The organism is Microbacterium hydrothermale, assembly GCF_004854025.1.
GTDB lineage: Bacteria > Actinomycetota > Actinomycetes > Actinomycetales > Microbacteriaceae > Microbacterium > Microbacterium hydrothermale.
On sequence record NZ_STGM01000004.1, the window covers coordinates 98,434 to 123,528 of the forward strand.

Genomic DNA, 25,095 nt, shown 5'->3' on the forward strand with positions numbered 1-25,095 from the left:
AAATGGTCAGTGAAGGCAGCCCCAACCGACCACAAGTGGGACAACGCCGGCCCCGACCGACCACGACGGGGACAAGGCCCCTCGCACCCCCTCGTCCCACTTCTGGCGGTGCATGTCCCACAAATGGTCAGTGGAGGCAGCCCCAACCGACCATAAGTGGGACAAGGTCCGCCCCCAAGCGACCGCCACGGGGACAAGGCCCCTCGCGGCGCCTCGTCCCACTTCTGGCGGTGCATGTCCCAAAAATGGTCAGTGAAGGCAACCCCAACCCGCCATAAGTGGGACAAGGTCCGCGCCAACCGGCCATAACCGGGACAAGGCCCACCCCCAACCGACCACAAGTGGGACGAGGCCCCCGCCCCCACAGCAGAAGGCCCGCCCCCACTGAGGGGACGGGCCTTCCGGATGCCGCGACGACCGAGCCGCAGCGAACCTCGCTCAGACCAGGTCGAACCGGTCGAGCTCGGTGACCTTGCGCCAGGCGGCGACGAAGTCGCGCACGAACTTCTCCTTCGCGTCGTCGGAGGCGTAGACCTCGGCGAGCGCGCGCAGCTCGGAGTTCGACGAGAACACCAGGTCGACGCGCGTTCCGATGCCGACCTTCTCGCCCGAGCCGTCCTTCGTCCCCTCGAAGGCGTGCTTGCCGCTGTCGAGCGGCTTCCACGTGGTGCCGAGGTCGAGGAGGTTCGCGAAGACGTCGTTCGTGAGGGCCCCGGGGGTGTCGGTGAACACGCCCCAGTCGCTGCCGTCCCAGTTGGCGCCGATCGCGCGGAGGCCGCCGATGAGCACGGTCATCTCGGGAGCGGTGAGCGTGAGCAGATTCGCCTTGTCGAGCAGCAGGAACTCCCCGGGAAGCCGCGCTTCGCGCGAGGCGTAGTTGCGGAAGCCGTCGGCGATCGGCTCGAGCCAGCGGAACGACTCGATCTCGGTCTGCTCCTGCGACGCGTCGGTGCGGCCGGGGGTGAAGGGCACCTCCACCTCGACACCGCCGGCGAGGGCGGCCTGCTCGACACCGGCGTTGCCCGCGAGGACGAGCAGGTCGGCGATCGAGACCTTCTTGTCGCCCTGGGCGTCGAAGTCGGCCTTGACCCCCTCGAGCACCTCGAGAACGGATGCCAACTGCTCGGGGTTGTTGACCGTCCAGCTCTTCTGCGGCTCGAGGCGGATGCGCGCGCCGTTCACGCCGCCGCGCTTGTCGCTCCCGCGGAACGTGGATGCCGCGGCCCAGGTCGTCGTGACGAGCTGCTGCACCGTGAGGCCGCTGTCGAGGATGCGCTGCTTGAGGGCGGCGGCATCCGCCTGATCGATCAGCGGGTGGTCGACGGCCGGAACGGGATCCTGCCACACGAGCACCTCGGCGGGCACCTCGGAGCCGAGGTAGCGCTCACGCGGGCCCATGTCGCGGTGGGTCAGCTTGAACCACGCGCGGGCGAAAGCGTCCTGGAACGCGGCCGGGTCCTCCGCGAAGCGGCGCGAGATCTTCTCGTAGGCCGGGTCGACGCGCAGCGCCAGGTCGCTCGTGAGCATGCGGGGCTCGCGGCGTCCGGCCGAGTGCGCCTCGGGGACCATGTCGGCTCCCCCGCCGTTCTTCGGACGCCACTGGTGCGCCCCCGCGGGGCTCTGGAAGAGCTCCCACTCGTAGGCGAAGAGGATGTGGAAGAACTCGTTGTCCCAGCGGGTCGGGTGGTAGGTCCAGGTGACCTCGAGCCCACTGGTGATGGTGTCGTCGCCCTTGCCGGTGCCGTGGCTGTTCTTCCAGCCCAGGCCCTGGTCGTTGATGTCGGCGGCCTCGGGGTTGACGCCCACGTGCGAGTCGCTGGCCGCACCGTGCGTCTTGCCGAAGGTGTGTCCACCGGCGATGAGCGCGACGGTCTCCTCGTCGTTCATGGCCATGCGGCCGAACGTCTCACGGATGTCGTTCGCCGACAGCTGGGGGTCGGGGTTGCCGTTGGGGCCCTCGGGGTTGACGTAGATGAGCCCCATCTGGACGGCGGCGAGGGGACGCTCCAGCTCGCGGTTGCCGCTGTAGCGCTCGTCGCCGAGCCACGTGGTCTCGGGGCCCCAGTACACGTCGTCGTCGGGCTCCCACACGTCGGTGCGTCCACCGGCGAAGCCGAAGGTCGGGAAGCCCATGTCCTCGAGCGCGACGTTTCCGGCGAGGATCATGAGGTCGGCCCACGAGATGGACTGGCCGTACTTCTTCTTGACGGGCCACAGCAGACGGCGCGCCTTGTCGAGGTTGACGTTGTCGGGCCAGCTGTTCAGCGGGGCGAAGCGCTGCATGCCCGCGCCCGAGCCGCCGCGACCGTCGGTCACGCGGTACGTGCCGGCGCTGTGCCAGGCCATGCGGATCATGAGGGGGCCGTAGTGTCCGAAGTCGGCGGGCCACCAGTCCTGCGAGGTCGTCATGACGGCCTGCAGGTCTTTCTTGACGGCGTCGAGGTCGAGAGCCTCGAAGGCCGCCTTGTAGTCGAAGCCCTCGTCGAGCGGGTCGCGCAGGGCGTTGTTCTTCGCGAGGATCTTCACGTTCAGGGACTCGGGCCACCACACGCGGTTGGCGGATCCCCGGGTCGGGTGCGGCAGGGCGCCGGCGGGCTCGCTGTCGGCGGGGGCTTCGCCCACCGGCAGTCGGTTGTCGTCGGGGGCGGCGCCGTCGTGGAAGACGGGGCATCCGTTCAGAGTGTCGCTCATCGGGATCCTCTCGGTTGTTCGGCTTCGGACTCGGCCCGACAGTCGGGGCAGACGCCCCAGAACGTCACCTCGGCGGTTTCGATGAGGAAACCGCTCCCCTCCGGCACGTGCAGACACGGAGCCGAGCCGACGACGCAGTCCACGTCGTCGATGCGGCCGCAGCGGGTGCACACCACGTGGTGGTGGTTGTCGCCGACGCGCAGCTCGAACGTGCCGGAGTGCCCGGCCGGTTCGATGCGGCGCGCGAGACCCGCGTCGGCGAAGTCGCCGAGCGCGTTGTACACGGATTGCTTGCTCGTGCCGGCGAGGGTGCCGCTGACGCGTGCGAACACGTCGTCGGCGGTGGCGTGGGGCCGGTCGCGCAGGGCCTCGAGCACGGCGACGCGCGTCGCCGTGACCCGCAGACCCGCACCGCGGATGAGCGCATCCGCGGGGGCGTCCGGCTGACTGTCGAGCATGCGTCGAGCCTACCCATTTTTGAATGAATCAAAAATGACACGCCGGTGAAGGATCGGATCGGCCGCCCTGCCCGAGACGCAACGCAGGAGATCCTCGGTGATCGAGCACCGCACGGGCCCGCGGGCGACGGAACGGGGCAGAACTCCTGCGTCATGGCGCCGCCGACGAAACCCCGCGGCCGCACCCGACTCCCGCGCCGCCCCGAAATCCCCGTGGCACCCCCGGACTCCCGCGCGGCACCGCCGGGCGCGGCACCGCCGGGCATGGCACCGCCGGAGCGGCATCCGGATGCCGTCAGCCCGCCGTCAGCGTCGGGGTTCCCGCCTCGTACTCGGTGAGGTCTCCGGTCTCCCCCGCGCGCGCGGCGCGGCGGCCGACCCACAGCATGTAGAAGAGGAAGACCCCGAGTGCGGCGGCGCCGATCGCGATCTTCACCTGCCACGGCCACTCGCGCGGGGTCACGAAGCCCTCCACGAGGCCTGACAGCGCGAGCGCGAAGACGAGACCGACCGCCACGGTCGCCAACGACCGACCCGCCGCGGCCAGCGCGGCCGCCCGCGTGCGTCGTCCGGGCGCGACCCAGGCCCAGAAGATCTGCAGTCCCGCCGCCCCCGCGACGAAGATCGCCGTGAGCTCCAGGAGGCCGTGCGGGAGGATGAACTGGAAGAAGACGTCGGCGCGGTCGAAGGCGATCATGATCGCCGCCGAGGTTCCGACCCCGACCGCGTTCTGCATGATGACCATGAGCGGCCAGAATCCCGTCACCCCGAACAGCACGCACTGCGCGGCGATCCAGGCATTGTTCGTCCAGACCGTGCCGGCGAAGATCGCGTTCGGATTCTCGCGGTAGTAGGAGACGAACTGGTCGTCGGCGTAGCGCTGCAGGTCGCTCTGCGCCCCGAGGGCCGCGACGGCCTGCGGGTCGCCCGAGATCCACAGCGCCACGAGGGTCGAGACGAGGAGGAAGAAGACGGTCACGGCGAGCGTCATCCACCGCACGCGGTACAGCGCGGCGGGCAGCTGCAGCAGGAAGAAGCGCGGCAGCTGCTTCAGCACGTTCTCGCGCACGCCGGTCAGGCGCAGCCGGGTGCGCGCGAGCAGGATCGAGACGTAGTCGCCCTGGGGGGTGCGTCCGGCCGAGGTCTTGATGTCGGCCAGATCGGCGGATGCCGCCCGGTAGCGCGTGACGAGCTCGTCGACCTCTTCGCCGCGCAGGCGCCGCCGGCGGCCGAGTTCGTCGAGCCGCTCCCACTCGCGGCGACGCGCGGCCGTGAGGGCGTCGAGGTCCATGTGGTCAACTGTACGCATGGCATCGCCTCCGGCATCTTCTCCCGCGGTCGCTCTCGTCTTCACCGACGCCGACGAGACGCTCACCGGCGAGGCCGTCGCCCTCGACGTGCAACCGGTCGGCTTCTTCCTGCGCGCGGTGGGCGCCCTCATCGATTTCGTGATCGGCGCGTTGCTGCTGCTCGGCGGCGGTCTGCTGATCGCGTTCCTCGCCGGACAGGGCTCCCTTCCGGAGTCGGCCCTGGGCATCGCCATCGTCACCCTGCTCGTGCTGGTGATGGTGGCCGTACCGACCACCGTCGAGACCCTGTCGCGCGGGCGCAGTCTCGGCCGCCTCGCCGTCGGCGCCCGCATCGTGCGCACCGACGGGGGCGCGGCCGGGTTCCGCCAGGCCCTGATCCGCGCCCTCGTCGGCGTGCTGGAGATCTGGTTCACCTTCGGGGCGATCGCCGCGGTGATCGGCATGTTCACCCCGCGCGCGCAGCGCCTGGGCGACCTGCTCGCGGGGACCGCGAGCGAGCGCACGCGCACTCCCCGCCTGCCCGCCGAAGCCCCCGGCATCCCCCTCGGCCTCGAAGCCTGGGCGCAGGTCGCCGACGTCTCGCGCCTGCCCGACCGTCTCGCCGCGCGTCTGTCGCAGTTCGTCCGCGGGGCCGACGCCCTCACCCCCGACGCTCGCGCGCGGGTCGCGGCCTCGCTCGCCGACGCGGTGCGCCCCTTCGTCTCGCCGCCGCCCGCCGTCGACGCCGAGAGTCTCCTGCGCGCGGTGTCGGCGGTGCGTCGCGACCGCGAGTACCGCGCGCTGATGCTCGAGAACGAGCGCGCCGCCGCGCTCACGGAGCGCGGCTGACCCGGATCCCCGCGCCGGGCGCCCCTCGAGCGCGATCCGGCCGTCGGCGCGCGCAGATCACGCCCCACCGCGCGGAACACGCCCCGAACCCGCCGCGTCGCCCTCGCCCCACGCTCGCACCCCGGGCCGACGCGGGCCGGCTGGACGCGGGGCTCAGGCGCGCAGCGTCTCGTGCCGCACGACGACCCAGCCCTTGGGGACGGACAGTCGATCGGCGTGGATCGCGCAGAGATCGTGCGCGTGCGGGTCGCCCGCGGGACCGAGGGGGCCGAGGGCCGCCATCTGGTCGCCGTAGTCGTAGGTGAGGGTGCTCATCGCCTCGCGGGCGCATCCCACCTTCGAGCAGAGTCTGTCGCGCATCGCGGTCAGCCTACTCAGCACCTCCGACACGGCGACGACGCCGCGCCGGGTCCCGCCCACGACACCCCGGATGCCGTACCCCCGCCGCCGCGGTCCGCCCGGCACCCGCCGCGCCCGGCCCCACGTCACCGCGCCGGACGCGGGCCCGACGGCGCGGCACCGGTCGGCGAACGTAGGATGGGCGGATGATGCGTCGTCGATCCCGCGAAGCGCGTCCGGTGGTCCGGCCGTCCCGCCACGGCCGACACGGTCGGGAGAATCGCAGCCCGGTCGTGCGCCCCCCTCTCCCGCCGATCGACACGCGGGTCGAGCGGTTCGACGTCGCCGTGGGCGCGGCGGCGGAGTTCCTGCGCTCTGCCTGGCCCGAGCTGCGCGAGGTCTCGTTCGAGATCGGCATCATGCCCCCGGCCGCGGCGGACGGCATCCCGCGCTGGACGGTGCTGCGCGAGGAGAAGCGCATCATCCTCTATCGCGTCCCCATCGAGCGCCTCGGCCACCCGCACCACGACGACGACCTCCACCGGCGCATGATGGTCGAGGGCGCCGTCTTCCGTGCGGCGGCCGAGTTCCTCGACCGCGACCCCTGGGACCTCGGGCCCGAGCGCTTCCGCTTCCTCTGAGCCCGCGTTCGCCGTCGAGCCGGACGCCGACGCGCGCATCATCGCTGTCCGCACGGCGGCACCCGCCCGCGACACCGCGGCGGCACCGCTCGAACGCCGGCTCACGCCCCGACGGCAGCGCCCGCCCGCCCCGCCGGTTCCGCTACGGAAGAACCGTGACCGCCGAGGCGGCGGCATCCGCCGGCCACAGCGGGTACGACGCGAGCGCCCCCGCGACCGTATACGACACCGCGGCGCGCACCGGGACGTCCGCCTCGAGCCGGTACACGCCCGCCGCGACCGGCGCGGCCGCGCTGGCTCCCGCCGCGACCGGGATCGAGAGGGCGTCCCCGCCGTCGACCGGGGTGAGGGTCACGGTCGCGTCGCTCGGGGCGCCGGCGATCACGACCTGCGCACCGACGCCGGGGGCCACGGCGATCACGCCGGGCGACGAGAACGCGGGAGCGGGGGCGTACCACGCGAAGTCCGCTCCCTCCCCGAAACCGGTGGTCGACCACGCCCCGCCCACGACGGGTGCGGTCGCCGAGATGTCGAGGGTGTAGGCCCCCGCGGCGACACCCGACAGATCGAGCGAGGTCGGCAGTCCCGCGGTGAGCGGCACCGAACGCGGCTCGGGCGCCGCGGCCGCGGCATCCAGGGGCACCATCGTCACGGTCGCCGTGGCGTCCGCCCCGGGGGCGAGGAGGCGCAGCACCGTTCCGGCCTGCCCCTCGCCCGTCGTCACCACCTGCACGCCGGGGATCACGAGGCGTTCGTCGGCCTGCGCCAGCGGAGCGACCTGATCGCTCCCCCCGGGCAGCAGCACGCGCGTGAGGCTCGTCTGCAGCGACGCGTGCACGGGAGCCCCGGATGCCACGACGCGCACGACGGGGCTCTCCTCGCCCAGCAGCAGCCCGGCCAGGGGCACGACGCGCCGCTCGCCCGGAGGGACGACGAGGTTGCTGCCGCCGGGCGGGTTCGACACGCCCTGCGCGCCGTAGACCGACAGCTGCACCGTGGCGGGCACCGTGCCGGGGTTGGCCAGCACGACGAGGTCGTTCGATCCCGTCGTCGACGCGCCGCCCACCAGCCACGACTCCGCGAGCGGAACACGGCAGGCGGAGGCGGCGAAGCCCGTGAGGTCGTCCGACACCGCTGTCGCCGAGCCGGCGGCGGCGAGGGGGGTCTGCGTCCCGTCCCGCGGGGCGGCGCGCAGGGCTTCGGCGGCGCCGTCGTCTCCGTCAGTGGCGCCGGTCAGCGACGAGGTCGACGCGGAGGCGTCGGCGGGCCCGCTCACGACCTGCTGCGCCGCGGCGGCGCTGAGACTGTTGGCGGCGTCGGCGCTGCGGCCGAGCGCGAGCAGCGGACCGTCGCACGCGAGCACGGTGTCGGACGGCGCCGGCGTGGCCTGCACCCGCACCGGCTCGGCGGTGTACGCGGGCCAGGGCGCGGCGATGCCGGCGACCGTGCCCACGACGGCCGCCGTGGCCACGGCCGCACCCGCGACGACGCGGGCGCTCGTGGCGGCGAAGCGGACGAGTCGACGATCGCTCATCGCGAACCTCCCGAGATCGGTCCGACGGTGCGGGGGGTGCGTCGGGCGACCCGGCGCGAGGCGGCGGTCGGCACCGCGAGCAGGAGCGCGACGAGCACGACCCCCAGCGAGGCGAGCATCACCAGGCGCTGCAGCCGCAGCTGGTGGTCGTCCATCGGGGTGCGGGCGGCGATGTCGGTGTTGACGCGCCACAGGTCGCCGCGGGAGGTCGCCCCCACCGGGTCGAGCAGGTCGCGCTGATCCAGCGAGGTCGCCGCCCCCAGGCGGGCGCCGCGGATGACGTCGTCCTCGCCCGCGGGAGCGGAGGCCAGCAGCACGAACCCGATCCCCCGTTGCGCGAGACGCGCGACCACGTCGTCGGCAGACGGGGTGACGAGGTCGGCGGCGAGGGCCGCGAGCTCGTCGTCGGCGGGCGACGCGGCGGTGCGCGTGGACTGCACGGTGCTCTGCCCCGAGAGGGTGGCGCTGTCTCCCCAGACGACGTCGACGCGCATGCCGTCGGCGCGCGGGTCGAGCACGATGGTGCCCACGTCGGTGGAGCCGCGCCCCTCCGCGGCGACGAAGGCCGGCAGGGTCGAGACGGGGCCGTTGGTCAGCACCGAGCGCCCGCTGTCGGCGGCGGCCGTCTGCGCGGTGAGGGCGGGGGCGACGGCGACGAGCAGGGCGGCGACCGCGACCAGGGCCGCGATCGGGCGCAGGACGCGCACCCGCTCGACGATCCCCGCGTCGAGGGCGATCACGGCGGAGCCGACGAGGCCGATCCACGCCAGGCTGAGGCCCGAACCCGCCCACACCGTCACGGGGATCGCGTCGCGGAACGACACGGCGATCCCCACCGCGGCGAAAGCCGTCGCGAGGCCGGTGACCGCGATGACGAGCAGGGCGGATGCCGTCACCCAGCGGGGGGTGAGAACGGCGAGCAGTGCGAGCACGGCGAGAGGGGCGACCAGCAGCCCCACCCACCAGACGGGGCCGTCGAACACGCGGGCCCATCCGCCGGGGTCAGAAGTGGGGAAGCCCGCGGCCAGGAGGGCCCGACCGAACGGATCGGCCGTGGCCTCGGCGCCCTGGTACGGCAGGCCCGGGTCGGCCAGCAGCGCCCACGGCGTGCCGCGTCGCACCTGGGTCCACACCAGCGGGGCGAAGATCACGGCCGACGGCACGAGGAGCCATACCACGCGGGCGACGCCGCGACCCGCGACGAGGGCGACGACGATGAGGGCCGCCGACCACAGCACGACCGCGGCGGGCGCGAGCGACGGCGCGCAGGCGAGCACCGCGACCAGCAGGAGGGATGCCGCTCCGGCCGGCGCCCAGGAACGGTGAGCGACGCTGGCGGCGAAGAACAGCCACGGCAGCAGCAGGTGCAGCAGCACGGCGGCGGGGCGCCCCTCCACGATCGCGGCGAGGAAGGTCGGCGCCAGTGCCCAGGCGACGGCGGCGACGATGCGCAGCAGCGACGACTCGGTCACCCGGGTGGCGGCGAACCAGCCGCCGAGAACGGCCAGGGGGAGGGCGAGCACCCACAGCACGACGAACGCGCGCGAGGGGTCGCCGGGCGAGAGGGTGCCGATCAGCGCGACCAGGGCCGAGAACGGATCGGCGGGACCGACCACGTCGAGGCCGAGGGGGCGGGAGCCCCACGCGGCGTCCTGCCAGAGTTGCGAGAGGTCGGCGCGCAGCGGCAGCAGCCCTCCCCCGCCCAGCACGGGCCACGCGAGCAGCGGGGCGAACAGGGCCGCCGACACGGCGAGGGCGCCGAGCACGGCCCACGCCCCACCGCCGACGAAGAAGCGCAGCTCGCTCCGCACGGGCGCATCGGGGTCGGCCCCGTCGGCGTCCAGGCGCAACCGCATCTGCGTGCGCGAGATGCGCAGCGGAGCGATGCGCGACCACCCCACGGTGCGCACCGCACGGATGCGACGGCGGGCGCGGGCCACCGCGGCCGGGCGGAACATCACCAGCAGCGTCGCGCCCCACTCGGGCAGGACGCGGTACGGCATCTTCGTCACCAGGTGCATGACCGTGCGCCACAGCGCCAGCGGCAGGAACGACAGCCAGTGCAGCAGCACGCTCGCGGTGGGCGCGTACGCCAGTCGTCGGTGCAGCTGAGCCGTCCGGGTCGCGAAGGCGCGGCGTCGCGCCCGGCGGCGGCCGCGGGCCATCGCGGCGACGCCGTCTCCGGCCACCGCGACGCGCGCCGCGGGGACGAGCGAGACCAGCGCACCGGCGAGTCGGGCGCGCACGCCCAGGTCGAGACCCTCGTCGGCGCCGCCGAGAGCGGGGTCGAGGCCGCCGAGAGCGGTCCACGCCTCCCGCCGCACGAGCATGCCGCGCACGTCGGCGCCCAGCACGTCGGCGTCGGCGTCGTGCTGACCCTGGTCGAGCTCTCCCGCGGCGAGCTCGACCGTGCCGCCGTAGCGGTTCATGCTCACGCCGAGCGAGACGATCTCGTCGCGGTCGTCCCACGACACCAGCTTCGGAGCCGCGATGACGAGGGTCGACGACAGCTCGAGCGCGCCGGCCAGCCGCACGAGCGCGTCGGGGTCGGGCGCGGTGTCCTGGGCGAGCAGCCACACGGCGTCGCCGGTCAGGCGCGGCGTGGCCAGCGCCGTCGCGACAGCGAAGGGCGTTCCGGCGGGGGCGGTGATGACGCCCTCGGCTCCGGAGGCAGCGGCGAGCTGGGTGAGGGCGGGGTCGGCGCCGCAGAGCACGATGGTCAGCGCGTCGACCGGACGGGTCTGGGCCGCGAGGGCTGCGAGCGTTCGCTGCAGATGGTTCGCGGCGGGGGTGCGTCCTTCGGGACGCACGACGAGGATGGCGTGTACACGGGCGGGCATGACCGGATCAGCCTAAGTCGGCTCCTCCGCGATCACGGACGCCGCGCCGTCGGGATGCCGATCGTTCGCCCGCGGGTCACCCGAGGGGAGACGGCGAGTGCGGGATCAGGCGCGGCGCTTGAGCTTGCGGCGCTCGCGCTCGCTGAGACCGCCCCAGATCCCGAATCGCTCGTCGTTCTGGAGGGCGTACTCGAGGCACTCGCTCTTGACGTCGCAGGAGGTGCAGATGCGCTTCGCGTCGCGCGTCGATCCGCCCTTCTCGGGGAAGAACGCCTCGGGGTCCGTCTGCGAGCACAACGCATCGGTCTGCCACGCGAGGGTGTTCTCTTCGGCGGCGTCGATGTCGCGGCGTACGCCGGGAACACCGAGGTCGACCGGGTCTACGAACCAGTTGTCCGGGACACCGGACCGGTACTGCGACGTCGCCATATCGTCCTCCGCCTCGTTCAAGCCCCCATGACGCGGTTCCGCGTAGACATAATTACACCCGTGTGATTCGGATTGGTCAAGTCGCGGATCGTAAACCCTCAAGGGCGACGTGAACCTTTACGATGCGCCTCGGCGTGTCGCGGTCAGGCCCCCGGCATCGCGACGAACACCTCGCCGCGACCGTCGCTCGTCAGCGGGGACTCGTCGGGCGTCACCAGCGCGGCCCGACCGGGAGCGACGCTCACGCGTGCACCCGAGGCACCGGTGACGGTCGCCTCGCCGGCGACGCCGAGCACGATCGCCAGGCCCCGCAGGTCGAGCGAGCCCGCCGCCCCGGCGGCCAGGTGACCGAGCGCGAAGTCGGCGATCCCCGGCGCGAAGACCTCGGCGCCCTCTCCCACCGCGGTCGGCCGCAGGAACGGAGGCTCGGCCGGGCGGAAGTCGACCAGCGAGAGCAGCTCGTCCACGTCGATGTGCTTGGGGGTCAGCCCCCCGCGAAGGACGTTGTCGCTCGCGGCCATGATCTCCACGCCCAGGCCCGCCACGTAGGCGTGCAGCACGCCCGCGGGCACGAAGACGGCCTCGCCGCGGCGCAGCTCGACGAGGTTCATCAGCAGCGCCACCACGATCCCCGGGTCGGCCGGATAGGCCGTGTGCAGCGAACGGGTCAGGGCGAGCTCCGACGCGAACTCCCCCGGATCGGCGGATGCCGCGGCATCCACGATCTGCGTGATCGACGCGGCGTCGGCCTCGCCGAGGAGCCAGCCGATGCTCGCGCGCAGCGCGTCGGCGGCGTCGGGCGCCGAGAGGTGGGCGCGCAGGGTCTGCACCGCCGGGGCGTCGCCGAGGCGGTCCACCAGGGCGCGCGTGCGCTCGATGTCGCGCAGACCTGCGAGCGCGGTGAAGGTCTCGCTGAGCGCGACGATGACCTCGGGCTTGTGGTTGTCGTCCTTGTAGTTGCGCTCGCCCGCGTCGCGCGGCACCCCCGAGGCCTCCTCGCGCGCGAAGCCCTCGACCGCCTGCGGCTTCGAGGGGTGCACCTGGATCGACAGCGGAGCGCCCGCGGCCAGCAGCTTCAGCAGGTACGGCAGCTTCGCCGGCACGCCCAGGTCGGCGGCCTCGGCGGGGAGCCACGCGTCGAGCGTGCGCTCTGTCCCGTCGTGGACCACGGCGGGCGAGCCCGGGTGATCGCCGAGCCACACCTCGGCCTCGGGCGCGCCGGTGGGTCGACGCCCCTCCAGGTCGGCGATGAGCGTGGGGCTCCCCCAGGCGTAGTCGCGGGGCGTGTTCGAGATCGGGATCAGCACGGCGTCAGCCTAGTGGTCGGCCCGGGCGGTTCCGGATGCCGCCCGGTAGCCTGAGACCACCATGGCGATGCACACGAACCACCCGGTGTCGGCGCTGCCGACCGCGCCCACGCGCGAGACGACCGGGCACCTGCTGCTGCGCGCCTGGTGCGTGTTCGTCCTCGTGCTCGCCCTGGGCGGCGTCGGCCTCGTCAACGCCGTCGGGCCGGTCGTCACGGCGGTCGTCGTCGTCGCGTCCGCCGTGGTCTCCGCGGTCGTCTGGCTCGTCACCCGCCCCCCGCTCGCGGTGCGACGCCTGCCGTGGCTGGCGTTCGGCTACCTCGCTTGGGCGACGGCGTCGATCGCGTGGAGCGCGTGGCCGGCGGCATCCGTGCTCACGGTGCTGCTGCTGCTGATCACGACGTTCCAGGGGCTGTTCGTCGGGGCGGTGCTCACCTGGCGCGACGTCGTGCGGGCCGTGGCGTCGGCCGCGAAATGGATCGTCGGACTGTCCCTGCTCTTCGAGCTCGTCGTGTCGGTGTTCGTGCGCGGCCCGATCCTCCCCGGGTTCGTGCTCCCCGACGAGCGCATGGACCCCATCGTCTACTGGTCGCGCGACAACCTCTTCGACGGGGGCCGCATCCAGGGGGTCTTCGGAAACGCCAACCTCCTGGCCGCGGTCATGCTCGTGGCGATCATCGTGTTCGCCGTGCGCCTGGCCGCCGGGGCTCCCCGCCGCATCCTGCTCGTGGTGTGGATCGCGGTCGCCGCGTTCCTCTTCGTGCGGGCGGGTTCGGCCACCGCGTTCATCTCGGCCGCGTTCGTGGCGCTCGTGCTCGGCACCGTGCTCGTGATGCGCACGGCGCGACGCCCCGGCGAGCGCACGCGCTGGTATCTGCTGTACGCCGCGATCGGCCTGGGCGGGGGCGCCGCCCTGTGGTTCGGCCGCGACACTTTCTTCGGCCTGCTGGGGCGCGGCGCGGATCTGACCGGCCGCGAGGGCATCTGGGCCGACGTGATCGCGCGCGCCGCGGAGCATCCCGTGATCGGCTGGGGCTTCTCGACGCCGTGGATCGCCTCGGAGCCGCTGATCGACGGGTGGATCGTCGACCACGGCCAGACCGTCGTGCAGGCGCACAGCATGTGGCTCGACGCGTGCCTGCAGCTCGGTGGCGTGGGCGTCGTCCTGCTCGCGCTGGTCTACCTGGCGTACGTGTGGCGCTCGTGGTTCTTCGCCGTCGATCGCCCGCGCTGGGATCTGCGCGACGACCGCCCCCACTCCCCGCTCACCCTGCTGCCGACGCTCGTGGGCGCCCTCCTCGTCGTGCAGGGGCTCACCGAATCGGGCCCCCTGCTGCTGTGGGGCTGGATGTTCGTCGTCCTGTTCGGCGCCAAGATCAAGCAGACCCCGCTCGTGGGGGTCGGCCCCAGCGAGCAGAGCATCTCGATCGAGCGGTCCGAACTGCAGAGACCGACGCCGTGAGCGCGGAGCCCGACGCGCTCGGCTCCCGCCTGCTCCCCCTGCTGTCCTCGGCGGCCCTCGCCCGCGCGTTCACGCTGACGGTGTTCGCCACGGCCTTCGGCGGGTTCGCGATCACCGCCGTCGCGGGGGCGGTCACCCTCGCGACGATCGTCGCGGGCCTGTGCGCCCTCGGCCTCGCCATCCTCGTGGCCCGGCGCGACGAGATCGAACTCGTGCGCCTCGCTCCCACCACCCTCGTGCTGCTGGTGGCCTGGGCGGGCATCAGCGCCTTCTGGAGCGCGGCGCCGGCCACCGCCCTCGCCGGGTGGGCGCAGCTCGCCGGTCTCGCCGTGCTCGCCGTCGTGATCGGTCACGTGCGCGACGCCCTGCAGACCGTGCGGGCCCTCGGCGACGTCCTGCGGTGGCTGCTGGGCATCTCCCTCGCCCTCGAGGTGCTCAGCGGCATCCTTCTCGACCTGCCCATTCCCTTCCTCGGGATCCAGGGGGCGATCGCCGAGCTCGGACCGGTGCAGGGGCTCTTCGGCACGCGCAACGCCCTGGGGTTCGTGACCGTGATCGCCCTGATCACCTTCCTCGTGGAGTTCCGCACACAGTCGGTCGGCTCCGGGGTGGCGATCGGGTCGGTGGTGCTCGGCGGGATCCTCGCGGCGCTCAGCGGGTCGCCCACGGTCATCGTCGTCGCCCTCGTCACGGCCGCCGCCTCGCTCGCGCTCTGGGGCGTGCGCCGCGTGCCGCCCGAGCGCCGCCGGGCGGTGCAGGTCGTCCTCGGGGTCGGCGTGGTGGTCGCGATCGGGGTCGCCTCCGCCGCCCGGGCTCCGCTGATCGCCGCCCTCGGCGCCGAGAACGACCTCGAGACCCGCAATCGGGTGTGGACGCGCGTGCTCGACGTCGCCGACATCCGCCCGGTGCAGGGCTTCGGATTCTTCGGCGCGTGGGACCCCGACGCGATCCCCTTCGCCCTGGTGAACCTCGCCGACGGCACGGTGAACGCCTCCGCCCTCAATGCCTACCTCGACGTGCTCCTGCAGCTGGGATGGGTGGGACTGCTGCTGTTCCTCGCCCTCGGCGGCCTCGCTCTCGCGCGGGGCTGGCTCGTGGCGGGAGAGCGCCGGTCCGTGGTGCACGCGTGGGCGCCGCTCACGCTCGTGGCCCTGCTGACGGTGTCGCTGTTCGAGAGCTTCACCCTCACCGGACCGGGGTGGCTGCTACTGGCCCTGTGCGCCGTGCGGGCGGGGCAGTCGCGGTCGTGGCGCGAGCGCCTCGATCTGCGGACGACGGATGCCGCCCGCCCGGCCCCGACCGCCGACGGTCCCGCGTCCGGCGAGTGACGCCGCCCGTCCCGAGCGCTCAGGGCGGTGCCGGTGACGGCGGGTAGACTGCGGGCGGCCCCGCCGAGGCCTCCGCGCCTGAGACGAAAGACCCCTTCGTGACGTACACCCTGCAGAACGCCGTGCTCCCGCTCGACCGCGATCCCGACCTTCTCCCCCTGTACGTCGACCCCGAGACGTGGTCGACCATCGACGAAGAGCCCGTCCGGGTCACCAACGTCGCCCAGCTGAGCAACATCCTCGACCGCACCCGCGCGCGCATCGTCGCCGGGCGCCGCGTGTCGTTCGGCACCTACTTCAACGCCTTCCCCGCCTCGTACTGGCAGCACTGGACCCCCGTGCGCCAGGTGCGCCTGACGGTGCGCACCTCGGGCGACGCGACGATCCTGGTCTACCGCTCCAACGGCGGCGGCACGAAGCAGCGCATCGAGACGCGCGAGGTGCGCGGAGACGCGACGTCGTCGTCGTTCGACCTGGTGCTCGACCAGTACAGCGACGGCGGGTGGATCTGGTTCGACGTCGCCGCCGACCGCGCGGACGCGATGTTCGAGGGCGCGGAGTGGACCACCGAGCAGGAGCCCGTGCGTGGCGGCAAGGCCAGCATCGGTATCACCACCTACAACAAGCCCGACTACTGCGTCGAGACGCTGACCGCCCTGGCCGACGCCCCCGACGCGCTCGACGTGATCGACCGGGTCTTCCTCATCGACCAGGGCACCGACCTCGTCGCCGACCAGGACGGCTACCCCGAGATCGCGGGCCGCCTCGGCGAGACCCTGCAGGTCGTGCGCCAGCCCAACCTCGGCGGATCGGGCGGTTTCGCCCGCGCGATGGTCGAGACCCTCGGACGCTCCGGCAGCGACTTCGTCCAGCTGCTCGACGACGACGTGCGCATCGAGCCCGAGTCGATCCGCCGCTCGGTCGTCTTCGGACGCTACGCGTCGGTGCCGACCATCGTGGGCGCGCACATGTTCGACCTCCTCGACCGGCCGAAGCTGCACGCGTGGGCCGAGGTCGTCGACGACGCCCCGTTCATGTGGCGCGCGCTGTTCCAGGAGCGCCTCCCCCACGACTTCAGCGTCGCGAACCTGCGCCAGTCCCCCCTGCTGCACATGCGCCTCGACGCCGACTACAACGGCTGGTGGATGTGTCTCATCCCCACCAGCATCCTGCGCGAGATCGGGCTGTCGCTGCCCGCGTTCATCAAGTGGGACGACGCCGAGTTCTGCGTCCGGGCCCGGGATGCCGGCTACCCCACCGTGTCGATGCCGGGTGTCGCGCTGTGGCACGTGTCGTGGCTCGGCAAAGACGACTCGATCGACTGGCAGGCGTACTTCCACGCCCGCAACCGCATCGTCGCGGCCCTGCTGCACTCGCGCTCCCCCCAGGGCGGAACGCTCATCCGCCACAGCCGACGCGTCGACCTCAAGCACCTGATGATGATGCAGTACTACCCCGTGGAGCTGCGCCACCGCGCGCTGCGCGACGTCCTCTCGGGCCCCGAGCACATGCGCGCCAACCTCGCCACCGCGATGCCCGCGGCCCGCGCCGTGGCCAAGAAGCACCCCGAGACGGTCGTCCACAAGGACTCCGGCGTCCCGCTGCGCTCCCGCCGCGGTCGGCAGGTGTTCAAGCGCATGAAGAAGCACGAGTTCGACAGCCCGACCGGCATCGCCCTGCGCACCTTCACCGCGCGCACCCTGCTCTCGCACTGGTTCCACACCCCGCGGCCCGAGAACGTCGAGCAGCCCGAGGTGGAGTTCGGCAAGGGAGACGCGCACTGGTGGCGCGTGCCCCTGTACGACAGCGCCCTCGTCAGCGCCGCCGACGGGTCGGGCAAGAACATCTACACGCGCGACCGGGCGATGTTCCGTCGCATGCTCGTCGACAGCTGGCGGCTGCACCGCCGCCTGCAGCGCGAGTGGTCCTCCCTCTCGCGTCGCTACCGCCGCGCCCTGCCCGACCTCGTGTCCGAGTCGCAGTGGCGCGCCACCTTCGAGGAGCGTTCCTGACCGTGGCATCCTTCGATCCGACGACCGCGACCATCGTCGTCGTCACCTACAACCGCACGCACCTGCTCACCCGCCTGCTCGAGAGCATCGAGCAGATGGACCCGGCGCCCGGTCACCTCGTCATCGTCGACAACGCCTCGACCGACGACACCACCGCCGTCGTGGAGTCCTTCCGCGACCGTCTGCGCACGACCCTCGTCTACCGCCGTCTCGAGACGAACACCGGTGGCTCCGGCGGGTTCAGCGAGGGCATGCGGGTGGCGTACGACCTCGGGTCCGAGTGGATCTGGCTGATGGACGACGACGTCGAGGTCGTCTCCGATGGTCTCGCGCGCATGGGGCACTGGGCCCCGCGCTTCCGCAGCATCCAGGGGCGCCGCTACGACTACGACGGCAGCGAGTTCTACTGGCAGTACCGCGTGGCCGAGTCGATGGCGATCCCCATCCCCTTCGCGCCGGCCGGTTTCGACTCCTCGGGCTACAAGCCGATGAACTCGGGATGCTTCGAGGGCATGTTCATCCACCGCGACATCGTCGCGAAGATCGGCCTGCCCGACCCCCGCTTCTTCATCTACTGGGACGACCAGCTCTACGGCTGGCTCGCCTCGCGCCAGACGCCGTCGGTCATCGTCGACGAGTTCGTGCTGCGGCGCACGCGCGAGATCAAGCAGTGGGACATGGGCATCCGCCACATGAACGCCTCGAGCGACGCCTACCGCTACTTCATCATGCGCAATCGCGCGTACCTGGCGAAGTACTACCGCGAGCTGGGCGTCTACCGCGCGCTGCCGTTCACCGCGGGTACGGCCCTCACCTTCGTCAAGGAGCTCATCCGCCTCGTCGTGGTCGAGCGCAAGCTGCGCGGCACGAGCCACCTGTTCCGCGGCCTGCGCGACGGACGGGCGATCTCGCGCGACGCCTCGTGGCGGCCGATGCCCCCGCTCGAGCCCGCTCGGCCCGTCGCCTGAGCCCGGACGCCTGAGCCCGGGCGCCTGAGCCCGGCGCCCGCGGCGCGCGGGGGCTCGACGGCGGCCCGTGGCGGTCGGCGACTCCCGCGGTGGTGCGGGAGAGCGCTGGTCGACACCGCCCCCGCCCCGCGGCTCAGCCGGCGGCGTGGTCGGCGTTGTAGCGGTCGAGCACCTCGCCGATCGGAGCGTCGAGCGTCAACGCCCCCCGGTCCAGGTACAGTCCGCGCGTGCAGAACCGGCGCAGGTCCTTCTCGTTGTGGCTGACGAAGAACAGCGTGCGTCCGCTCGCGAGCAGCTCGTCGATGCGGCGGTAGCACTTCTCGCGGAACGCGCGGTCGCCCACCGCGAGCACCTCGTCGACGAGCAGGATCGGCTCGTCCAGCTGCGACACGACCGAGAACGCAAGGCGCACCTTCATGCCGTTGGAGAGGTGCTTGTAGGGCGTGTCGACGAAATCGCCGATCTCGGCGAAGGCGATCATCTCGTCGAACCGGCGCGCGACCTCGGCGCGCGGCATCCCGTGCAGTCCCGCCGTGAGGCGCACGTTCTCGCGCACCGTCAGATCGCCGACGAAGCCACCCGTGATCTCGATGAGCGGAGCGACCCCGCCCTCGACCGCGACGGTGCCCTCGTCGGGGAGCAGCACCCCGGCGACGAGCTTGAGCAGCGTCGACTTGCCCTGGCCGTTGCGTCCGACCACGCCGATGGACTCCCCCGGCTCCACGCGGAACGACACGTCGCGCAGCGCCCAGAACTCGTCGGGACGCGAGCGTCGCACGGAGCCGGCGAACAGGTCCTTCAGGCTCCGGCTCCCGCGGCGGTTGCGGCGGAAGCGCACGCCGAGACCCTCGACCTCGATGGCGGGGCGCGACATCACAGCTCCTTCAGCACGGGACGCTCGAGCCGCGGGAACACGAGCAGACCGATGATCAGGATGCCGAGACTCACGGCCGCACCCACCACGACGGTGAGGGGGTCCCACTGGTCGGGGAAGAAGCCCACCCGATAGAGGGTGAAGATGCCGGCGAGCGGGTTGAACGCCGCGATGTCGGCGAAGACGCCGGGGAGGTTGCCCACGCCGTAGATGATCGGCGAGGCGTAGAACAGCGCCCGCAGCACGAGCCGCGTGGTGCGCTCGAGGTCGCCGAACATCACGCACAGGGGCGCCACGATCAGGCCGAGTCCGACCAGCAGCACCGCCTGCAGCAGCACCGCCAGGGGGAACGCCAGCAGCGCCCACGACACCTGCGCGCCGCCGAAGACGGCGAACAGCGCGAGCACCGGCAGGGCGAAGAGGAACTCGATGCCCTTGCTCAGCACGATCCGGTTGACCCAGATCCACCGCGGGATCGCCGTCGAGCGCACGAGCCGGGCGTCTTTCTTGAACGCCTTCGTGAAGTCGGTCACGGCCGAGTTGAACCAGACCCACGGCAACAGCGCCGTGATGAGGAACACGATGTAGGGGTCCTCCCCCACCGAGCGGTGGAAGACCTGGGTGAAGACGAACCAGTAGATCCCGGTCATCACGAGCGGGTCGAGAACCGACCACAGGTAGCCGAGAGCGCTCGTCGAGTACCGCACGCGCAGGTCGCGCGCCGACAGCAACCACAGGGAGTGGAGCGAGCGCCGCACCGATCCGGGGGCGCCGACGGCGGCGGAAGTCACCTCGAAATCCTATGCGGGCGCGTCAGCCGAGGCTGGACGGAAGCTGCTCGGCCAGCGAGGAGCCGAGGCTGCGGGCGTACAGACGGGTCAGGTGGTTGTCGTCGCGGTAGACCGCGACGTTGCCGATCACGCCGACGCAGAGGTCGTCGGGGCAGATCCACGGCGTGAGGTCGAGCAGGTCCACTCCGGGGCGATCGAGCACCCGCGCCGGGTTCTCGTCGGCCAGCGAGGCCGAGCGGGGGGCGGCGCAGTCGAGGGGGTCCTCCGCCTCGATGACGCAGCCGTACATGTCGTAGGCGAACCGCGGATTGTCGCGCACCGCGAGCACGGGGATGCCGGCGTCGCCCATCCGATCGAGGAACCCCTCGATGCCGGGGCGCAGCGCCTCGTCGTCGTCGCCCGCGTCGGAGCGCGTGACCACGGTCATGACGGCATCCGGCGACATCCGCTCCACGAGCGCGATGGCCTCTTCGCGCCACCCGTCGCACCGCTTGTCCATGCCCGGCTCGGCGAGGCCCATCGAGCACCCGCCCTTGACGAGGCTCACGACGCCCCACCCCTTCTCGTCCGCGACGGGCAGCAGCGCTCCGGTCATCTGCTGCGCGTGCGAGTCGCCGATCACGACGATCGTGCGGTCGGCGCGCGCCGTCCGCGACGTCTCGAAGCACGTCCCGAGCAGAAGCTCGGTGTCGACGCTCCAGCCACCCGCGCACGGGTTCTCGAGCTGCACCCATTCGTCGTCGAGCAGGGTCGGCAGCGGCAGCAGCTCGGCGTCGGCCGGGATCTCCGCGAGCGAGGGGTCGCGCAGCACCGCGGCGCCGGGGTTGTCGCGCACCGCCTTCGCCTCGATCGCGCGCTCCTGCACCCACGTCGCCGCCTGCCAGGCCCCGAGCGGAAGCGCCACGACGCTCACGGCGACGGCGATCACGGCGAGGGGGACGAGCGGCGAGGCGTCGGAACGGCGCCACGCGCGCACGGGTCGATCGACGGCCCAGGTGAGGGCGCGGGCGAGCAGCAGCGACAGGGCGATGATCGCCGCTCCGCCCACCAGGCCCACCTCGACGCGGTCGTTGACGACCAGGAAGGTCACCAGGATCGGCCAATGGACGAGGTACAGCGCGTAGGCGTCGCGACCGACCGCCTGGAGGGGCCGCGACGAGAGAAGGCGCGCCGGACCGCGGCCCCGATCGTCTCCCGAGCCCGACACCACGATCGCGGCCGCGCACAGGACGGGCCACAGCGCGAGGAACCCCGGGAAGCCGCCGCGCACGTCGATGACGGCACCCAGCACGAGCAGACCAGCCAGGCCCGCCCACCCGACCAGCGCCCGCGCGCGGGAGCCGAGGCGCAGGTGCGGCAGGGCGACGACCAGCAGCGATCCGGCGGCGAACTCCCAGAGGCGGGCTCCGGTGTCGAAGTACGCCTGCTCCTGCGCCGTGGCGGTACGCACCACCGAGTAGACGAACGACGCCGCGAACACGACACCGAACACGACCCCGACCACCCGGTCCGCCGACAGTCCGCGGCGACGGACCACGACCTGGCAGAGCCCGAGCAGCACCACCCAGAGCACGAAGGCCTGGCCCTGCACCGACATCGACCAGAAGTGCTGGAGGGGGCTCGGGATCTCGGTGCGGGCGTAGTAGTCCACGGCATCCGCGGCGAGCGCCGCGTTCTGCACGTACAGGAGCGACGCCCACGTCTGCTCCCAGACCGAGCGCCAGGCCGTCGGCGGGTAGACGGCCCACACCACCGCGAGGACGCCGACCAGGGTCACGACCGCGGCCGGGAGAAGTCGTCGGAAGATGCCGAGCAGGTGGGGCAGCGGGCGGATCGGACTCGGCCCCGCCATGCGCCGCACGAAGCCGCGCGTGAGGAAGAACGCGGAGAGCATCAGGAAGACGTCGACGCCGCCCGAGACGCGCCCGAACCACACGTGGTAGGTGACGACGAGGAGGATCGCGACGGCGCGGAGCCCGTCGACGTCGGACCGATACGCCCAGCGCCCCTCGTCGGCCCGTCCGTCGGTCGACGGGCGGGTCCGGGGGTGCAGCGTCAGACGCACGAAGGGGTCACGCGAGCTGGTTGTTCCACATCGACAGTGCCGAGCCGATCGCCATGTGCATGTCGAGGTACTGGTACGTGCCGAGACGACCGCCGAAGTGAACGTCGCGCTCGCCCTTGGCCAGCTCGCGGTAGGCCAGCAGGCCCGTGCGGTCGTCGGCCGTGTTGACGGGGTAGTACGGCTCGTCGGCGCGCGTGGCGAAGCGCGAGTACTCGCGCACGACGACCGTCTTGTCGGTCGGGTAGCGGTCCGCGCGCTCGGGGTGGAAGTGCTTGAACTCGTGGATGCGCGTGTACGGCACGTCGGCGTCGGCGTAGTTCATCACGCTGGTGCCCTGGAAGTCGCCGATCGGCAGCACCTCCTGCTCGAAGTCGAGCGTGCGCCACGACAGCTCGCCCTCGGCGTAGTCGAAGTAGCGGTCGACGGGGCCGGTGTACACCACCGGCACCTGCCCGACGGTCGCCTTCTTGTTCAGCGGCTGCGACTCGTCGAAGTAGTCGGTCGACAGCTTCACCTCGATGTTCGGGTGATCGGCCATGCGCTCCAGCCACGCGGTGTACCCGTCGACGGGCAGACCCTCCCACGTGTCGTTGAAGTACCGGTTGTCGTAGGTGTAGCGCACGGGCAGCCGCGAGATGACCTCGGCGGGGAGGTCCTTGGGGTCGGTCTGCCACTGCTTCGCGGTGTAGTCGCGGATGAACGCCTCGTACAGCGGGCGGCCGATCAGGGCGATGCCCTTCTCCTCGAGGTTCGCGGCATCCTTCGCGTCGAACTCGCCGGCGAGCTCCTGCACGAGGGCCTTCGCCTGGTCGGGCGTGTAGGCGGCCTGGAAGAACTGGTTGATCGTGCCGAGGTTGATCGGCAGCGGGAACACCACGCCCTTGTGGGTCGTGTAGACCCGGTGGACGTACGAGGTGAAATCGGTGAAGCGGTTGACGTACTCCCACACGGTCGGGTTGGACGTGTGGAACAGGTGCGCGCCGTACTGGTGCACCTCGATGCCGGTCTCGGGCTCGTTCGCCGAGTAGGCGTTGCCGCCGATGTGATGACGACGATCGATGACCGTCACCTTGCGGCCCGCGGCGGCCGCGCGTTCGGCGATCGTGAGACCGAAGAAACCGGAGCCGACGATGAGGAGATCCATGAAGAGGTGCGTCTTTCGTGTCGCGGACGCGCGGGAGCCCTCCCGCGCGCACCCAGTCTAAAGGGGCACCCCGCCGCGGCCCTCAGGGGCGGGTCAGCGACCGTCCGTTAGCATGGCTGACTGTCGTCCAGCGAGAAATGGGAGTGCATGAGCGATTCCTGGTGGGTGATCGTGATGCCTCTGATCGTCTCGGTCCTCGCTCTCGTCGTCCCCGGAATCGCGGTCCTCGCCGCGGGATGGGGCGTGCGGCGACTCCCGGTGCTGGCCCTCGCCCCCGTCGTGTCGATCGCCGTCCTCTCGGTCGCCGCCATCGCCGCGCCCGTCGCGGGACTGTCGTGGTCGCTCCTGCCCGTCGCGATCGTCACGGTCGTCGCCGCCGCGGCCGCCTTCGGGCTGCGCCGCTGGGTCGGTCGAGAGTCGGAGCCGCCGACCTCCGGGCGGACGGCGCTGTGGGGCGGCCTCTCGCTGGTCGTCGCGGCGGTCGCGATCGCCCTTCAGCTGGCCTGGGTCTTCGGCGGTCCGGCGCACATCTCGCAGACCTTCGACGCGATCGTGCACCTGAACACGGTGGCCTTCGCCGTCGACACCGGGAACGCCTCGGCGTTCCACATCGGCCTCACCTCCGACATCGGCTTCTACCCGAACGGCTGGCACACCGTCGCCGCCCTGGCCGCCCAGGTGACCGGGGCCGCCGTGCCCGTGGCCGTCAACGCCGCGAACATCGCGCTCGCGGCGGTCGCCTGGCCGCTCTCGGTGGTCGCTCTCAGCGTCGTCCTGCTGTCGGAGCGCACGGCCGTCGTCGTCAGCGCCGCGGCCCTGTCGACCGGTTTCGGCGCCTTCCCCCTCCTGCTGATGTACTTCGGCGTCCTGTACCCGAACGCGATGGGCTACGCCGTGCTGCCGGGCGGCGTCGCCGTCGTCGTCCACCTCCTGCGGGCGACCGGGCTCGCCGCGCGGGTGCGCGCCGCGGTGCTCCTGCTCGTCGCCGCCGCGGGTGTGGGCCTCGCCCATCCGAACGCCTTCCTGTCGATGGCCGCCCTGGGTGCCGGTATCGCCGTGGTCGAGCTGATCGGCCGGGCCGTGCGGCATCCGTCCCGCCGACGCTGGTGGGCGACCACCGCGATCCTGCTCGCCCTCGCCGTCGTGCTGAGCGTGCTGTGGCGCGTCATGCGCACCAACGCTGAGATGTCGGTCTGGGCGCCGTGGCAGACGACGGCGCGCGCGGTCGGAGAGGCCCTGCTGCTCTCCCCCGGCGGCTACACGATCACGGTCACGATCTCGGTCCTGATCGCCGTCGGCGTGTTCCGCATCGTGCGTCAGCCCCGCCTGCTGGTGGTGGCGGCTCCCATGGTCGTGGCGACGATCCTGTTCGTCGTGGCTTCCGGAACCGCCGCGGGCAACGCGCTGCGCGAGTTCCTCACCAACCCCTGGTACAACGACTCGTACCGTCTGGCCGCGCTGCTGCCGGCCGCCGGGATCCCCGTCGCCGTCCTCGGCGCGGTGACGATCGCGGATGCCGCGGCCCGGGCCCTCTCCCGCGCACGCGCCGGACGCCCGGTGCGCATCGCCGTGGCCGCGCTCGGGGTCGTGGCGGTGTTCTCGGTCGCGGTGAGCCCCAACATCCTGCGCACCGCCGCCGACGCGCGCGCGGCCTACGACCTCAGCGCCTCGTCGCCCCTGCTCACCGCCGACGAGGAGGCCCTGCTCGAGCGCCTTCCCGAGACCACCCCCGCCGACGCGGTGATCGCGGGCAGCCCCTGGACCGGAGCCTCGCTCGCGTACGCCATCGGCGACCGCGAGGTGCTGCGCAAGCACGTGTTCGGCACGATCGGCCCCGATGAGCAGTACCTCGACAACCGGTTGAGCTCGATCGACTCCGACCCGCGCGTGTGCGAGGCCGTCGAGCGTCTCGGCGTGGACTACGTGCTCGACTTCGGCGCCCAGAACGTCTGGAACAACCCCGGGGTCGGACTCGATCGCCAGGGCCTGTACAACCTCACCCCGTCCGAGCACCTCGTGCTCGTCGACGCGCAGGGCCCGTCGGCGCGCCTGTTCAAGATCGAGGGGTGCTGAC

The 25,095-nt window shown here is 72.4% G+C and carries 19 protein-coding genes; 7 read left to right on the forward strand and 12 right to left on the reverse strand.

What is annotated here, in order from left to right:
- Positions 1 to 438 precede the first annotated feature (438 nt).
- The 3 genes from katG to FB047_RS09710 form a co-directional block, all read right to left on the reverse strand.
- Complete coding sequence (gene katG, locus FB047_RS09700) at positions 439 to 2,691, reverse strand: catalase/peroxidase HPI (protein WP_136586997.1); 2,253 nt, start codon at positions 2,689 to 2,691, stop codon at positions 439 to 441.
- Entirely contained in the window at positions 2,688 to 3,149 is a 462-nt protein-coding gene (locus tag FB047_RS09705) for a Fur family transcriptional regulator (protein ID WP_136586998.1), read from the reverse strand. Before FB047_RS09705 ends, katG begins: the two co-directional genes overlap by 4 nt.
- 295 nt (positions 3,150 to 3,444) lie before the next feature.
- Entirely contained in the window at positions 3,445 to 4,440 is a 996-nt protein-coding gene (locus tag FB047_RS09710; RefSeq protein ID WP_136586999.1) for a stage II sporulation protein M, read from the reverse strand.
- Between the two features lie 16 nt (positions 4,441 to 4,456).
- Here FB047_RS09710 and FB047_RS09715 point away from each other — a divergent pair, with 16 nt between their 5' ends.
- Positions 4,457 to 5,287 carry an RDD family protein gene (locus FB047_RS09715; protein WP_136587000.1) on the forward strand — a complete coding sequence of 277 codons (831 nt, stop codon included), beginning with the start codon at positions 4,457 to 4,459 and terminating at the stop codon, positions 5,285 to 5,287.
- A gap of 153 nt (positions 5,288 to 5,440) precedes the next feature.
- Here the strand turns inward: FB047_RS09715 and FB047_RS09720 are convergent, their stop codons facing one another.
- Positions 5,441 to 5,647 carry a DUF3499 family protein gene (locus tag FB047_RS09720; protein ID WP_136587001.1) on the reverse strand — a complete coding sequence of 69 codons (207 nt, stop codon included), beginning with the start codon at positions 5,645 to 5,647 and terminating at the stop codon, positions 5,441 to 5,443.
- A gap of 272 nt (positions 5,648 to 5,919) precedes the next feature.
- Between FB047_RS09720 and FB047_RS09725 the strand changes: the two genes are divergently transcribed.
- Complete coding sequence (locus tag FB047_RS09725) at positions 5,920 to 6,267, forward strand: hypothetical protein (RefSeq protein ID WP_136587002.1); 348 nt, start codon at positions 5,920 to 5,922, stop codon at positions 6,265 to 6,267.
- A gap of 142 nt (positions 6,268 to 6,409) precedes the next feature.
- On the opposite strand, the gene FB047_RS09730 is transcribed toward FB047_RS09725, so the two are convergent.
- The 4 genes from FB047_RS09730 to manA form a co-directional block, all read right to left on the reverse strand.
- A complete protein-coding gene (locus tag FB047_RS09730; protein ID WP_136587003.1) occupies positions 6,410 to 7,801 on the reverse strand; it encodes a DUF5719 family protein in 1,392 nt (463 codons plus the stop codon).
- Entirely contained in the window at positions 7,798 to 10,641 is a 2,844-nt protein-coding gene (locus tag FB047_RS09735; RefSeq protein WP_136587004.1) for a glycosyltransferase, read from the reverse strand. The genes FB047_RS09730 and FB047_RS09735 overlap by 4 nt, the downstream gene beginning before the upstream one ends.
- A 105-nt stretch (positions 10,642 to 10,746) precedes the next feature.
- A complete protein-coding gene (locus FB047_RS09740) occupies positions 10,747 to 11,070 on the reverse strand; it encodes a WhiB family transcriptional regulator (protein ID WP_136587005.1) in 324 nt (107 codons plus the stop codon).
- Positions 11,071 to 11,213: 143 nt separating this feature from the next.
- The gene (gene manA / locus FB047_RS09745) at positions 11,214 to 12,377 is read right to left on the reverse strand and encodes a mannose-6-phosphate isomerase, class I (RefSeq protein WP_136587006.1); all 1,164 of its coding nucleotides are present in this window, start codon (positions 12,375 to 12,377) and stop codon (positions 11,214 to 11,216) included.
- Between the two features lie 61 nt (positions 12,378 to 12,438).
- Here manA and FB047_RS09750 point away from each other — a divergent pair, with 61 nt between their 5' ends.
- From FB047_RS09750 to FB047_RS09765, 4 genes are all read left to right on the forward strand, one after another.
- Positions 12,439 to 13,839: an O-antigen ligase family protein gene (locus FB047_RS09750; RefSeq protein WP_136587007.1), complete on the forward strand. Its 1,401-nt coding sequence runs from the start codon at positions 12,439 to 12,441 to the stop codon at positions 13,837 to 13,839.
- Entirely contained in the window at positions 13,836 to 15,167 is a 1,332-nt protein-coding gene (locus FB047_RS09755) for an O-antigen ligase family protein (RefSeq protein ID WP_240752712.1), read from the forward strand. Before FB047_RS09750 ends, FB047_RS09755 begins: the two co-directional genes overlap by 4 nt.
- A 98-nt stretch (positions 15,168 to 15,265) precedes the next feature.
- Positions 15,266 to 17,179 carry a glycosyltransferase gene (locus FB047_RS09760; protein ID WP_136587008.1) on the forward strand — a complete coding sequence of 638 codons (1,914 nt, stop codon included), beginning with the start codon at positions 15,266 to 15,268 and terminating at the stop codon, positions 17,177 to 17,179.
- A gap of 2 nt (positions 17,180 to 17,181) precedes the next feature.
- On the forward strand, positions 17,182 to 18,147 hold the full coding sequence (locus FB047_RS09765; RefSeq protein WP_136587009.1) for a glycosyltransferase: 966 nt from the start codon (positions 17,182 to 17,184) through the stop codon (positions 18,145 to 18,147).
- Positions 18,148 to 18,280: 133 nt separating this feature from the next.
- Here the strand turns inward: FB047_RS09765 and FB047_RS09770 are convergent, their stop codons facing one another.
- The 4 genes from FB047_RS09770 to glf are packed head-to-tail and all read right to left on the reverse strand — an operon-like array spanning position 18,281 to position 23,021.
- On the reverse strand, positions 18,281 to 19,021 hold the full coding sequence (locus tag FB047_RS09770; RefSeq protein WP_136587010.1) for an ABC transporter ATP-binding protein: 741 nt from the start codon (positions 19,019 to 19,021) through the stop codon (positions 18,281 to 18,283).
- Positions 19,021 to 19,812 (reverse strand): ABC transporter permease, encoded by a 792-nt coding sequence (locus FB047_RS09775; protein WP_136587011.1) that lies wholly within the window; start codon positions 19,810 to 19,812, stop codon positions 19,021 to 19,023. The genes FB047_RS09770 and FB047_RS09775 overlap by 1 nt, the downstream gene beginning before the upstream one ends.
- A gap of 22 nt (positions 19,813 to 19,834) precedes the next feature.
- Entirely contained in the window at positions 19,835 to 21,877 is a 2,043-nt protein-coding gene (locus FB047_RS09780; RefSeq protein WP_136587012.1) for an acyltransferase family protein, read from the reverse strand.
- A 7-nt stretch (positions 21,878 to 21,884) separates the two neighbouring features.
- On the reverse strand, positions 21,885 to 23,021 hold the full coding sequence (gene glf / locus FB047_RS09785; RefSeq protein WP_136587013.1) for a UDP-galactopyranose mutase: 1,137 nt from the start codon (positions 23,019 to 23,021) through the stop codon (positions 21,885 to 21,887).
- A 147-nt stretch (positions 23,022 to 23,168) separates the two neighbouring features.
- Here glf and FB047_RS16930 point away from each other — a divergent pair, with 147 nt between their 5' ends.
- Entirely contained in the window at positions 23,169 to 25,094 is a 1,926-nt protein-coding gene (locus FB047_RS16930; RefSeq protein ID WP_167494207.1) for a DUF6541 family protein, read from the forward strand.
- Position 25,095 lies beyond the last annotated feature (1 nt).